This window comes from Corynebacterium suedekumii, from assembly GCF_030252185.1.
Lineage (GTDB): Bacteria > Actinomycetota > Actinomycetes > Mycobacteriales > Mycobacteriaceae > Corynebacterium > Corynebacterium suedekumii.
On record NZ_CP126970.1, the window covers coordinates 2,222,483 to 2,236,057 of the forward strand.

The 13,575-nt window shown below is 66.6% G+C and carries 12 protein-coding genes; 7 read left to right on the plus strand and 5 right to left on the minus strand.

Going from position 1 to position 13,575, the window contains the following annotated elements:
* Positions 1–21 precede the first annotated feature (21 nt).
* The 3 genes from acnA (at position 22) to QP029_RS11155 (ending at position 4,264) form a co-directional block, all read left to right on the plus strand.
* Positions 22–2,793, plus strand: a complete 2,772-nt coding sequence (gene acnA, locus QP029_RS11145) for an aconitate hydratase AcnA (protein WP_284874361.1) — start codon at positions 22–24, stop codon at positions 2,791–2,793.
* Positions 2,794–2,933: 140 nt separating this feature from the next.
* The gene (locus tag QP029_RS11150; protein ID WP_284874362.1) at positions 2,934–3,500 is read left to right on the plus strand and encodes a TetR/AcrR family transcriptional regulator; all 567 of its coding nucleotides are present in this window, start codon (positions 2,934–2,936) and stop codon (positions 3,498–3,500) included.
* Positions 3,501–3,532: 32 nt separating this feature from the next.
* On the plus strand, positions 3,533–4,264 hold the full coding sequence (locus tag QP029_RS11155) for a glutamine amidotransferase (RefSeq protein WP_284874363.1): 732 nt from the start codon (positions 3,533–3,535) through the stop codon (positions 4,262–4,264).
* On the opposite strand, the gene QP029_RS11160 is transcribed toward QP029_RS11155, so the two are convergent.
* Genes QP029_RS11160 through QP029_RS11170 form a run of 3 tightly spaced genes read right to left on the minus strand, consistent with a single transcriptional unit; the run spans position 4,261 to position 5,686 of the window.
* Positions 4,261–4,953 (minus strand): SDR family oxidoreductase, encoded by a 693-nt coding sequence (locus QP029_RS11160; RefSeq protein WP_284874364.1) that lies wholly within the window; start codon positions 4,951–4,953, stop codon positions 4,261–4,263. The genes QP029_RS11155 and QP029_RS11160 overlap by 4 nt on opposite strands.
* 19 nt (positions 4,954–4,972) lie before the next feature.
* A complete protein-coding gene (locus tag QP029_RS11165) occupies positions 4,973–5,470 on the minus strand; it encodes a DUF1990 domain-containing protein (RefSeq protein WP_284874365.1) in 498 nt (165 codons plus the stop codon).
* The gene (locus QP029_RS11170; protein WP_284874366.1) at positions 5,471–5,686 is read right to left on the minus strand and encodes a PLD nuclease N-terminal domain-containing protein; all 216 of its coding nucleotides are present in this window, start codon (positions 5,684–5,686) and stop codon (positions 5,471–5,473) included. It abuts the gene before it with no gap.
* Positions 5,687–5,723: 37 nt separating this feature from the next.
* On the opposite strand from QP029_RS11170, the gene QP029_RS11175 reads away from it, so the two are divergent.
* Genes QP029_RS11175 through QP029_RS11190 form a run of 4 tightly spaced genes read left to right on the plus strand, consistent with a single transcriptional unit; the run spans position 5,724 to position 10,838 of the window.
* Positions 5,724–5,993, plus strand: coding sequence for an ACT domain-containing protein (locus QP029_RS11175; RefSeq protein ID WP_284874367.1), 270 nt, complete (start codon positions 5,724–5,726; stop codon positions 5,991–5,993).
* An 8-nt stretch (positions 5,994–6,001) separates the two neighbouring features.
* A complete protein-coding gene (locus tag QP029_RS11180; RefSeq protein WP_284874368.1) occupies positions 6,002–7,366 on the plus strand; it encodes a PFL family protein in 1,365 nt (454 codons plus the stop codon).
* 48 nt (positions 7,367–7,414) lie between these two features.
* Entirely contained in the window at positions 7,415–10,078 is a 2,664-nt protein-coding gene (locus QP029_RS11185; protein WP_284874369.1) for a cation-transporting P-type ATPase, read from the plus strand.
* Between the two features lie 10 nt (positions 10,079–10,088).
* Positions 10,089–10,838: a glutamine amidotransferase gene (locus QP029_RS11190; protein WP_284874370.1), complete on the plus strand. Its 750-nt coding sequence runs from the start codon at positions 10,089–10,091 to the stop codon at positions 10,836–10,838.
* Here the strand turns inward: QP029_RS11190 and QP029_RS11195 are convergent.
* Both QP029_RS11195 and QP029_RS11200 read right to left on the minus strand, forming a co-directional pair.
* Positions 10,826–11,986 (minus strand): glycerate kinase family protein, encoded by a 1,161-nt coding sequence (locus QP029_RS11195; protein ID WP_284874371.1) that lies wholly within the window; start codon positions 11,984–11,986, stop codon positions 10,826–10,828. The two genes, QP029_RS11190 and QP029_RS11195, sit on opposite strands and share 13 nt — an antisense overlap.
* Positions 11,987–12,034: 48 nt before the next feature.
* Positions 12,035–13,435: a GntP family permease gene (locus QP029_RS11200; protein WP_284874372.1), complete on the minus strand. Its 1,401-nt coding sequence runs from the start codon at positions 13,433–13,435 to the stop codon at positions 12,035–12,037.
* Positions 13,436–13,575: the final 140 nt, after the last annotated feature.

Here is a 13,575-nt window from a genome sequence, read left to right on the forward strand (position 1 = left end):
GTAGAGGAAATGGAGCTCCCTGTGACCGAAAGCAAGAACTCCTTCAACGCCAAGCGCACCCTCGAGGTCGGCGACAAGTCTTATGACTACTACGCCCTCGACGCCGTGCCGGGCATGGAGAAGCTGCCGTACTCCCTGAAGGTTCTCGGCGAGAACCTGCTGCGCACCGAAGACGGTGCCAACATCACCACCGAGCACATCGAGGCGATCGCCAACTGGGATCCGAGTGCGGAGCCCTCCATCGAGATCCAGTTCACCCCGGCCCGAGTCCTCATGCAGGACTTCACCGGTGTCCCCTGTGTCGTCGACCTCGCCACCATGCGCGAGGCCGTCAAGACCCTGGGCGGCGACCCGGACAAGGTCAACCCGCTGAACCCGGCCGAGATGGTCATCGACCACTCCGTCATCGTCGAGGCCTTCGGTACCTCCGATGCCCTCGAGAAGAACGTCGAGATCGAGTACCAGCGCAACGAGGAGCGTTACCAGTTCCTGCGCTGGGGCTCCGAGAACTTCTCCAACTTCCGCGTGGTTCCCCCGGGAACCGGCATCGTCCACCAGGTCAACATCGAGTACCTGTCCCGCGTCGTCTTCGACAACGAGGGTGTCGCGTACCCGGACACCTGCATCGGCACCGACTCCCACACCACCATGGAGAACGGCCTGGGCATCCTGGGCTGGGGCGTCGGCGGCATCGAGGCCGAGGCAGCCATGCTCGGCCAACCGGTGTCCATGCTCATCCCCCGCGTCGTCGGCTTCAAGCTGACCGGTGAGATCCCGGCCGGCGTCACCGCCACCGACGTGGTGCTCACCATCACCGAGATGCTGCGTAACCACGGTGTGGTCCAGAAGTTCGTCGAGTTCTACGGCAACGGCGTCAAGTCCGTCCCGCTGGCCAACCGCGCCACCATCGGCAACATGTCGCCCGAGTTCGGCTCCACCTGTGCGATCTTCCCGATCGACGAGGAGACCACCAAGTACCTCGAGCTGACCGGCCGCTCCCAGGAGGACGTCGCCCGCGTCGAGGCCTACGCCAAGGCGCAGGGCATGTGGCTGGAGGAGGACGCCCCGGAGGCCGAGTACTCCGAGTACCTCGAGCTGGACCTGTCCACTGTCGTGCCGTCCATCGCCGGCCCGAAGCGCCCGCAGGACCGCATCCTGCTCTCCGCGGCCAAGGAGCAGTTCCGCAAGGACCTGCCGACCTACGCCGACGAGAAGTCCGCTGAGCCGGTCCGCGCCACCAAGGTCGAGGGCGACGACTACAACCAGTCCTTCGCCGGCAACGGCGAGTCCGCGGCCGAGGGCGCCGAGGGCCGTCCCTCCACCCCGGTCATCGTCGAGTCCCCGCAGGGCGGCGAGTACACCGTCGACCACGGCATGGTCGCCATCGCCTCCATCACCTCCTGCACCAACACCTCGAACCCGTCCGTCCTGGTCGCCGCCGGCCTGCTGGCCCGCAAGGCAAACGAGCTGGGCCTGAAGTCCAAGCCGTGGGTCAAGACCATCTGCGCCCCGGGTTCACAGGTCGTCGACGGTTACTTCAAGCGCGCGGACCTCTGGAAGGACCTGGAGGCCCTCGGCTTCTACCTCTCGGGCTTCGGCTGCACCTCCTGCATCGGCAACTCCGGCCCACTCCCGGCCGAGGTCTCCGGCGCCATCAACGAGCACGACCTGGCCGCCACCGCCGTGCTCTCCGGTAACCGTAACTTCGAGGGTCGTATCTCCCCCGACGTCAAGATGAACTACCTGGCTTCCCCGCCACTGGTCATCGCCTACGCCATCGCCGGCACCATGGACTTCGACTTCGAGAAGGATGCCCTGGGCCAGGACAAGGACGGTAACGACGTATTCCTCAAGGACGTCTGGCCGTCCACCGAGGAGATCGAGGAGACCATCAACGGCGCGATCTCCCGCGAGCTCTACGAGGCCGACTACGCTGACGTCTTCAAGGGCGACAAGCAGTGGCAGGAGCTCGACATCCCGACCGGCAAGACCTTCGAGTGGGACGAGAACTCGACCTACATCCGCAAGGCCCCCTACTTCGACGGCATGCCCGCCGAGGCGGATCCGGTCACCGACATCAAGGGCGCCCGCGTCCTGGCGAAGCTGGGCGACTCGGTCACCACCGACCACATCTCCCCGGCCTCCTCCATCAAGCCGGGCACCCCGGCCGCGCAGTATCTGGACGCCAACGGTGTCGAGCGCAAGGACTACAACTCCCTGGGCTCCCGTCGTGGCAACCACGAGGTCATGGTCCGCGGCACCTTCGCCAACATCCGCCTGGCCAACCAGCTGGTCGACGTCACCGGTGGCTACACCCGTGACTTCACCCAGGAGGGTGGCCCGCAGGCCTTCATCTACGACGCCGCCGAGAACTACAAGGCAGCCGGCACCCCGCTGGTCGTCCTGGGTGGCAAGGAGTACGGCACCGGTTCCTCCCGTGACTGGGCCGCGAAGGGCACCAACCTGCTCGGCGTGAAGGCCGTCATCACCGAGTCCTTCGAGCGCATCCACCGCTCGAACCTCATCGGTATGGGTGTCATCCCGCTGCAGTTCCCGGAGGGCGAGTCCCACGAGTCCCTCGGCCTGGACGGCACCGAGACCTTCGACATCGAGGGCATCACCGCCCTCAACGACGGTGAGATCCCGTCCACCGTCAAGGTCACCGCCACCAAGGAGGACGGCTCCACCGTGGAGTTCGATGCCAAGGTCCGCATCGACACCCCCGGCGAGGCCGACTACTACCGCAACGGCGGCATCCTGCAGTACGTCCTGCGTCAGATGGCCGCTTCCTAGGAAGCTGCTGATCAGCGCAGTGTGAACTGCTCCGCGAGGGGGCTGCACCCCCGGTAGGCTTTTCCGCCCGCCGGGGCGTGCGGCCCCCTCGCCCCTTTTCCCCCGATTCCGACCTGCCCGTTCCCAGGAGGTGCATCCACGTGCCCGTGGTCAGTGACACCGAGCTGTCGCGTCGCCGCGCCGAGATCCTCGAAGGCGCCCGCCGCTGCTTCGCCGAGCACGGTTACGAGGGGGCGACCGTCCGCCTGCTGGAGCAGGCGACGGGCAAGTCCCGTGGGGCGATCTTCCACCACTTCGGGGACAAGGAGAACCTCTTCCTCACCCTCGCCAGAGAGGACGCCGCCCGCCAGGCGGAGGTCGTCGCAGAGGAGGGACTGGTGCAGGTCATGAGGGACATGATCTCGCATCCCGAGCGCCACGACTGGCTGGCGACCCGGCTGGAGATCACCAAGATGCTGCGCACCGACGCCGGTTTCCGGGCGCGGTGGCGGGAGCACCAGGAGGTCCTCGACTCCGCCGTGTACGAGCGGCTCTCGCGGTTGGCGGCGGACGGCCGGATGCGGACGGACGTCTCCCCCGACGTCCTCCACACCTACCTGGAGACGGTCCTGGACGGCTTCATCACCCGGCTTGCCTCGGGCGGGTCGACGGAGGGGCTCAACGAGGTCCTCGACCTCGTGGAGGGCACGGTCCGCAGAGGTTCCTGATTCATCACCCGGAACGTATACCATTGCTTCTCATGCCGAAAGTTCTCCTCGTCTCCCTCCGCGCCGGAGACATCTCCGATCAGATCGCCATGGCGGAGCACCGCGATTTCCTCCAGGCGACCGGTCTGGATCCGGAGGACCTGCCCCAGATCGTCATCGACTCCCCCGACGTCTCCGCCGGGGATCTCAGCGGCTACGACGGTATCCTCGTCGGTGGCAGCTCGCTCAACATCACCAACGAGCATTGGGACGAGTGGCAGCTGCACGCCCACGCGGAGATGCAGCGCATCGTGGATTCCGGGCTGCCGGTCTTCCTCGTCTGTTACGGCGCGAGCTGGCTGGCCCACACCTCGGGTGGTGAGGTCAGCCATTCCCATCCGGAGCAGTCCGGGCCGACGGTGGTCGAACTGACCGACGCCGGCCGGCAGGACGTGCTCACCGCGGGTTTCCCCGACATTTTCACCTCCCTGACTGGTCACACCGAGAACTCGGAGTCGGTCGGCCCGGCCGTCACGGTCCTGGCGACGGGCCCGACGTGTCCGATCCAGTTCGTCCGCACCGGGGAACAGGTGTGGGCCACCCAGTTCCACTCGGACATGGACGCCGTGGCCATGCGGGCGCGCATGGACTACTACTACGACTACGGGTACTTCTCCTCCGACGACTACGACGCGATCGTCGCGGAACTGCCGAATATCGACACGACGTGGAGTAACCGGCTGCTCCGCAACTTCGTCGCGTACTGCGCCGGCGACCTCTCCTAGAGCTTCTCGACGCCGCGCTGCGCCGCGTCCGCCCCACCATCCGCGTCGACGAACGGCAGGATCTTCTCCTGCGGCAGCGAATCCCGGCCGGCCATCTCGGTGAGCACCATGGCCACCAGTTCGCGGGAGGTGGTCGAGGAGTCCTCGGCCGAGCGGGCGTTGTCCCCGACCTCGATCCCGCCGGCCGGTTCCATGGTCAGACGGCTCGGGGCGAGGATGAGGTAGTCCAGGTCGGAGTCGAGCAGACGACGGTCGACCGTCTCCTTGGCGTCGGCGTAGGGGAAGAACGGGTCTTCGGGGCTGACCCCGTGTTCGAGGGAGCCGAGGTAGGAGACCATGAGCAGGCGCGGCGCATCTTCGCCGAGCTGCGTCAGCGCGTCGATGAGGGCCAGGGCCCCGTCCCGGTCGATGGCGTAGGTGGCGGAGGAGCCGTCGCGTCCGCCGTTACCGGCGGACCAGATGACCACGTCCATGTCCCGCATCAGTTCGACCCAGTCCTCCACCCGCAGCGCGGTGAGATCACGCACCTGGGGGGTGGATCCGAGGGCCTCGATGTCGGGGACCTGCTCGGGGCTGCGGATGAGGGAGGTGACGTCGTGTCCTGCCGACACAAGCCGAGGGGTGGCCAGCTGGGCCACCTTCCCGTGTCCGCCGATGATGAGTACGTTCCTGTTAGCGGTGTCAGTCATGGCACCACCCTACGTATTCTCACGGTCGCATGCCGTCGACATAACGTCGGGTGACGTGGCGCTGGACCTGCCGGGCCACGGGCGCCCCGAGGCGGGCCAGCCACCAGGCGTGCCGGGAAAACGCGACACATCGGCCGCTGACCTGGCCGTTTTCCGCCATGGAGACGATGAACGCCTCCTCCCCGCATTCGACGTGCCCGGGCAGGGTGCCGTAGACGAGCACGGTGCGGGTCGGGGTGGTCTCCTCGTGGAGGATGAGGCACGGGGACAGGGTCGGCCCGACGCTCAGGCGCACCAGGCGGCCCTCCCGGCTGACGCGGACCCCGGCGTGGGCGTGGGCCCGCCAGGTGAGCAGGCGGGTCGACGCCGCCGCGAGGCACCCCGGTCCCTGCCCCAGCGCCGCCGCGTGGTCGGTGATGGTCCACGACGTGTCGATGCCCACCTCGTGGGGAGCGCGACCGTCGGCAAGCGCCAGGGTGGCGAGCTGCAGTTGATCCGGGTAGGTCAGCGAGGACACCTATTTGCGGCCGAAGGTCCAGTAGGCGGCGGGACCGACGCCGTTGATGAGCTGGGCCAGTGCCCACGCCCACTTCGGGCCCCGGATCTGGTGGGCGGGACGGCGGTAGATGTCCACCCAGGCGGAGATCTTCGCGGCGATCTCGGCGGCGCTGATGCCGGCGATTCCCGCCTTCTGGCCGGTGGACAGGTTCTTGAGTCGCTTGTTCATGCTCATGTCCTCGATTTTAGCCAGCGCCGATAGGATTGATTCCATGTATGCCATCATGACCGTCACCGGAGCCGACCACACCGGCATCATCGCCGCCGTCACCACCGCCCTCGCGGAACAGGAGGTGAACATCCTCGACGTCTCCCAGACGATCATGGACAACTACTTCACCATGATCCTGCGCGTCGAGTTCGACGAGCAGACCCACGACATCTCCGCACTCCAGGAACGAATGGCGGAGGTGGAGAAGGCCCAGGGCCTGGTCATCCGCATCCAGTCCGAGGCTCTGTTCACCGCGGTCAACGAGATCTAGGGCGCGTCATGAGTTTCCACCTCAATTCGCAGAACATCCTCGACACGATCGAGATGATCGAGCAGTACCGCCTGGACATCCGCACCGTGACCATGGGCATCTCCCTGCTCAGCTGCACCCGCTCCACCATGGAGGAGACCTGCCGGGCCGTCCACGACCGCGTGGTCACCCAGGCCGCCCGCCTGGTCGAGGTGTGCGAGGGCATCGAGGCCGAGCTGGGCATCCCCATCGTGAACAAGCGCATCTCGGTCACCCCGGTCGCGCTCATCACCGCCGGGGTGGAGGGCAACCCCGCCGACGTCGCCCGCGCCCTGGACAAGGCCGCGAAGGAGGTCGGCGTCAACTTCATCGGCGGTTACTCCGCTCTCGTGGAGAAGGGTGCCACCACCTCCGAGAAGGCGCTCATCCGCTCCATCCCCGAGGCGCTGAGCGAGACCGACGTCGTGTGCTCCTCGGTCAACATCGCCACCTCGCGGGCCGGCATCAACATGAACGCCGCCGCCCAGATGGGCCGGGTGATCAAGGAGGCCGCCGAGCTGACGAAGGACCGCTCCGCCATCGCCTGCGCCAAGCTCGTCGTCTTCGCCAACTCCGTCGGCGACAACCCCTTCATGGCCGGCGCGTACCACGGCATCGAGGAACCCGACGCCGTTGTCTCCGTCGGTGTCTCCGGCCCCGGTGTCGTCGACCGGGCGCTGGGCAACCTCTCGGGTGCGACCCTGGACCAGGTTGCCGAGGAGATCAAGAAGGCCGCCTTCAAGATCACCCGCGCCGGTCAGCTCGTCGGCGACATGGCCTCCGAGCGGCTCGGCGTGCCCTTCGGCATCGTCGACCTGTCCCTGGCACCGACCGCCGAACAGGGTGACTCCGTCGCCCACATCCTCGAGCACATGGGCCTGGACCAGGTGGGCACCCACGGCACCACCGCCGCCCTCGCCCTGCTCAACGACGCGGTGAAGAAGGGCGGCATGATGGCCTGCTCCCGCGTCGGCGGGCTGTCCGGCTCCTTCATCCCCGTCTCCGAGGACAAGGGCATGATCGACGCCGTCCGCTCCGGGTCGATCACCATGGACAAGCTCGAGGCCATGACCGCCATCTGCTCGGTCGGCTTCGACATGATCGCCCTGCCGGGTGAGACCTCGGCGGAGACGATCGCCGGCATGATCGCCGACGAGGCCGCCATCGGCGTGATGAACCACAAGACCACCGCCGTCCGCGTCATCCCCGTCCCCGGGGCCGGGCCGGGCGACGAGGTCAACTTCGGCGGCCTGCTCGGCTACGCCCCGATCATCCCGGTCAACCAGGTGGGCAACGGCGAGTTCATCCGCCGCGGCGGGTTCATCCCCGCCCCCGTCCACGGCTTCCGCAACTAGCTCTCACCGGGCGGAATCCGTCTGACCGGGCGTAGGGTGGGTGTTGTTATGACACCTGCCCACGCGCTCCCGGTCCCTGACGTCCTGCACGAATTCGACACCGGCCCGGAGGGCCTGAGCCCCGGTGCGGCGGCCGCCGCGCTCGAGCGTCATGGTGGCAATACGCTGCCGGCCGCGGAGGAGGAGACGACCTTCCAGCGGCTGCTGCGCCAGTTCCGGGACCCGATGATCTACGTGCTCATCGCCGCCGCGGTGGCCACCGCGGTCCTCGGCCAGGTGGTGGACACCATCGTCATCACCGCCGTCGTCCTCATCAACGCGCTGGTCGGCTTCTTCCAGGAGGGCAAGGCCGCAGACGCACTCGCCTCCATCCGGGACATGCTCTCCCCGACCTCCGAGGTCCGGCGCGGCGGCACCTGGCTCACGGTCGACGCCGAGGACCTGGTCCCCGGGGACATCGTCCGCCTGCGGGCCGGGGACAAGGTCCCGGCGGATCTCCGTCTCATCGAGGCGACCTCGCTGCGCATCGAGGAATCGGCACTGACCGGCGAATCCCTCCCCGCGGACAAGCAGCTGGAACCGGTGGCGGCGGACGCGGACCTGGGTGACCGCTCCCCCATGGCGTTCTCCGGCACCACCGTGGCCGCCGGTTCCGGTGTCGGAGTCATCACCGCCACCGGCGCGGACACCGAGATCGGCCACATCACCGCCATGCTCGGCCAGGTGGAGCAGGTGGAGACCCCGCTGACGAAGTCGATGGCCCGGTTCTCCTCCATCCTCGCGGTCGGCGCCGTCGTCCTCGCCGTCCTCATGGTCATCGTCTCGGTCGTCCTCTACGACACCGGCTGGGGCGAGGTGCTCATGTCCGCCATCGGTTTCGCCGTCGCCGCCATCCCCGAGGGCCTACCGGCCGTCATGGCCATCACCCTCGCCCTCGGTGTGCAGAAGATGGCCGCCCGTAACGCCATCACCCGTCGCCTCAACTCGGTGGAGACCCTGGGGTCCGTCACCACCATCTGCACCGACAAGACCGGGACGCTGACCCGCAACGAGATGACCGTCCGGGCCGTGGTCACCCGCGAGGACACCTACACCGTCACCGGCACCGGCTACGCACCGGACGGGGAGATCTGCCTGCGCGGTACCGACACCCCCGTCACCCCGGCGGAGCATCCCGACATGGCACGCATGGCGGAGGTGGCGGCCTACGCGAACGACGCGGACGTCGACAAGCAGGACGGCCAGTGGCGGCTGGCCGGCGAGCCCACCGACGGCGGCATCCGCACATTCGCCCTCAAGGCCGGGGTCACGCAGGAACGGCCGCGGCTGGCGGCGGTGCCGTTTGACTCGGAGTACAAGTACATGGCCACCCTCGACGACATGGACGAGGGAACGGTCATCCACCTCAAGGGTGCTCCGGACCGGTTGCTGGCGCGCTGCGACCGGCAGTCCGCCCCCGGCGGCGGCACCGAGCCACTGGACCTCGAGTACTGGGAGGAACGGATCGAGGAGCTCGGCAGCCACGGCCTGCGGGTCCTCGCCGCCGCCTCCCGGCCCGCCGACGCCGGGGCGCAGACCCTCACCACCGCTGACGTGGACGACGGGGGCTTCGAGTTCCTCGGCCTCTACGGCATCATCGATCCCCCGCGCGACGAGGTCGTCGACGCGGTGGCCACCGTCCAACGCGCCGGCGTCCGCGTCCGGATGATCACCGGCGACCACGCCTCCACCGCCACCGCCATCGCCCGCGAGGTCGGGCTCACAGGTGATCGGGCGATCACCGGCGCGGAACTGGAGGCCGCCTCCGACGATGAGCTACGTGTCCTCGTGGCCGACCACGACATCTTTGCCCGCACCAGCCCGGAGCACAAGCTCCGCCTCGTCCGGGCCCTGCAGGCCAACGGGGAAGTCGTCGCCATGACGGGTGACGGCATCAACGACGCGCCCTCCCTCAAGCAAGCCGACGTCGGCGTGGCCATGGGTATCAAGGGCACCGAGGCGACCAAGGACGCCGCCGACGTCGTCCTCGCCGACGACAACTTCGCCACCATCGCCGGGGCGATGAAGATGGGCCGGACCATCTACGACAACCTGCGCAAGGCGATCGTGTTCATGTTGCCCACCAACGGCGCCCAGGGCCTGGTCATCTTCGTGGCCATGCTCGCCGGCATGACCTTGCCGATCACTCCCCTGCAGGTCCTGTGGGTCAACCTCATCACCGCCGTCACCCTGTCCCTGGCGCTGTCCTTCGAGCCTGCCGAACCCGGCATCATGGACCGTCGCCCCCGCGACCCCCGGGCGTCCCTGCTGGACTCCGAGGCGATCATCCGCATCCTCTACGTCTCCGTCCTCATCGGCGGCGCGACGATCGCCGTGTTCCAGTACCTGGTGGGTGAGGGCGTGGACCTGGACACCGCCCGCACCGTCGCCGTGAACACGCTCGTCGTCGGGCAGATCTTCTACCTGCTCACCGCCCGTTTCGCCCGCGTCAGCGCCCTGCGCCGCGAACTGTTCACCACCAACCCGGTGTCCTGGGTGTGCGTCGGCATCATGCTCGCCCTGCAGCTGGCGTTCTGCTACCTGCCGTTCATGCAGGCCGGCTTTGCGACGACCGCCGTCGGCCCCGTCGGCTGGGCCATCCCCACCGTCGCGGGGCTCATCGTCTTCGCCGCCGTGGAGGCCGACAAACTGATCCGCCGCACCGCCGACTAGACTGCTTGGTATGCCCGTTGGTACGCCCGGAGTCACCCGACCCTTCCTGCTGCTGAGCACCCGCCCCGAGGACGAGGCCGCCGCCGCCGAACTCGTCAGCTTCCGCGAGAAGATGGGGCTTTCCGACGACCAGCTCATCCAACACCGCCTCGAGGCCACGCCCCTCGGCGACCTGGACCTCGACGACTACTCCGGCATCCTCCTCGGCGGCAGCCCCTTCAACGCCTCCGACCCGCACAAGTCCGACCTCCAGCTGCGCGTCGAAGCCGACCTCGCCCGCCTCATGGCCGAGGTCCTCGACCGCGACTTCCCCCTGTTCGGCGCCTGCTACGGCGTGGGCACCGTCGGCACCGCCATCGGCGCCACCGTCGACGAGACCTACGGCGAAAAACCCCGCGTCATCGGCGTCACCCGCGCCGAAGAGGCAGCCCACGAACCAATCCTTGAGGGCATGCCCGACCGCTTCTCCACCATGGTCGGCCACAAGGAGGCCATCCGGGTGCTTCCCGACGCCGCCGTGGTCCTCGTCCGCGGCGACCACTGCCCCATCCAGATGTTCCGTTACGGCGCCAATGTCTTCGCCACCCAGTTCCACCCCGAACTCGCCCCCGAAGCCTTCGCCCAGCGCCTGCGGATCTACGCCGACGCCGGCTACTACCAGCCCGGCGAGCTCGACGACATCCTCGCCACCACGGAAGGCGTCGACCTCACCGTCGACGACCGGATCCTCCGCAACTTCGCCCGGATCTACGGGCGCTGATCCCGGGGCTGGGCGGCCAGCGCGATCAGACGGACCACGTTCTGGGCAGCAGCTTCCAGGTTCTCTCGCGTCCGTGCAATGGCGTCCTCGAGCCGTCCGGGGGTTCTACCGATGGGGAACACTGCCGTCACGCCCTCGGCATACACCCGATCGACGTCAGCACCGACGGAGCCGGCCAGAACCACGACCGGCAGCTCCCCGTTCCGATGTCGCAGTGACCATCTAGCCACACCTACTGGAACTTTCCCTGCCAGCGACTGGCCGTCGATCTGTCCCTCACCAGTGATGACTAAGTCTGCGTCAGCGATCACCGACGGAAAGTTGACCGCATCGAGCACCACGTCGATGCCCGGTCGAATCTCCGCTCCGCAGAACGCCATGAGTCCGCCCGCCAGTCCGCCAGCTGCGCCTGCGCCAGGCACGTTAGCAATCTCGAGTCCGAGATCTCGGTGAATGGTCTCCGCCACCTGAGTGAGCCCGGCGTCGAGAGCGTCGACTGTCGCCCGGTCCGCCCCCTTCTGTGGCCCGAACACATGGGCAGCACCCGTTGGACCGACCAGCGGATTGTCGATATCTGACATCACCGTGATCGATACGCCTGCGAGGAAACCCTCAGCCCTGGAGGTGTCGATCGCCGCCACGTCCTTGAGCGTGCCGCCGACAGGTACGAACTCTTCTCCGTCAGTGTTAAGAAAACTGACTCCCAGAGCCGATGCGGCTCCACAGCCGAGGTCTGTCGTGGCGCTTCCGCCGGCACCGACGACGACATGAGTTGCCCCGGCGTCAACGGCGGCTCGAATCAGTTCTCCGACACCAAAGGTGGTTGTTGCAGTGGTGTCCTTCCTCCCCTCCGCGAGTGGCAATCCGGCGCATGCCGCCATCTCCACCACTGCTGTATGCGAGTCAATGAAACCGAAACTGGCCTCGACCTGCTCGCCCGGGAACACCCCGCAGACTGTGGCGTGGGTGAAATCCCCTCCGGCGGCAGCGAGCATCGCGTCCACCGTTCCTTCGCCGCCATCAGCAACGGGAATCTCAGTGATCTTCGAGTGGGGCAATGCTCGACGTACCCCCGCCGCGATAGCAATGTGCGCCTCTCGGGAGGTCACGGCACCTTTGAAGGAGTCGGAGATGATGACGATGTTCATAGTGAGTCCTAAGGGGTCTGGATGTAATGAGGACAGCCCTTGGGGAAGTTATATGAGAAAGAGCCCCAGGATCCAGATGAAGATGATCGAGGTGACACCCATCAACAGCGTCACCACCGTCTGCGTTCGGTAACCCTGCTGCGGGGTCATCCCGCCGAAGTTGGTCACGACCCAGAAGTAGGAGTCATTTGCATGTGACACCGTCATGGCACCGGCCGCGATAGCCATGACGGCGAGAGCGATCTGCACCGGGCTCTCCAGTCCGAGTGCGGGAAGAAGTGGGGCGACGATTCCGGCGGTGGTCACCAGTGCCACGGTGGAGGATCCCTGGGCAGTTTTGAGGATCGCGGAAACGATGAACGGGAAGAACAGCCCCACGGAGGCAAATGTGGTGGCGTTCTCCTGGACGAAGTCGACGAGGTCGGTGTTCGCGATGACCTTGCCAAGCACGCCACCGGCCGCCGTGATGAAGAGAATCGGGCCGACAACCTTGAGGGTCTCCTCCGTGATGTCGTAGAACTCCTTCGCCCGGCCGACGCCTGCAAGGACGGCCACTGCCAGTGCCAGGCCCAGTGCTAGAGCGATGATCGGGGTTCCCATGAATCCGACGAAGTCACCGAAAAGTCCAGACCACTCCAGCACGGAGCCAATCGAGCCGATCGCCATGGCGATGATCGGTACCACGATCGGAGCCAAGGAGGCTGTGACGCTGGGCAACCTGCCATAGGAGCCACGCAGTTCCTCGTAAAGGTTCTCCAGCTCGCCGTCGTCCAGAACGTCCTCGTCCTCACTCGAATCCACCTTCTTACCGATGTAGTTGGCGTAGAAGTAGGCGACGATAAGTGCCGGAATAGAAACCAGCATGCCGAGCCCGATGACGATGAGGAGGTTATCTCCGATACCCAGTGTGTTCGCGGCGGCGATCGGACCTGGTGTGGGTGGGATAAAGACGTGGGCGGTGTAGAGACCCGCTGACAGCGCCACGGTCATGGCGACCGAGGACGCCGCCGTACGACGGGCCAGTGCACGCCGGATCGGGTTGAGAATCACGAAGCCGGAATCGCAGAACACCGGGATGGAGACAATCCAACCCATCAGTTCCATCGCGAGCACCGGGCGCTTCTTACCGATCACGCGAACCAGCGCATCGGCGATCTGAAACGCTCCGCCGGTCTTCTCTAAGACGAGGCCAATGAGCGCGCCAAAGATGATCACGATACCGATCGACGTGAACGTTCCGGAGAAACCTTCTCCGATCACGGTGGCGATGCCCGGGATAGTCTCTCCCGCAGCGTCCTCCGAGTTGACCAGTGGAATGCCGCCGATCAGGCCCAGCCCGAGTGATACGAGCATGATCGATATGAACGGGTGAATGCGCCATCTCGAGATCATGAGGATCATGAGAACGATTGCGAGCGCGAAGACGATAATCAGCGGAATGCCGGTCATGTCAGCTCCTTCGGTAATGTCCAGTCGTTGCATCTGAGACTAAGACCACAACCGCAAGAACCACGACGGTCCACCGCACATGATTGGCGCCTCATAGTGTTCCGCAGCACATTCAGGCGCTATGATCAGCCTGTGCCACA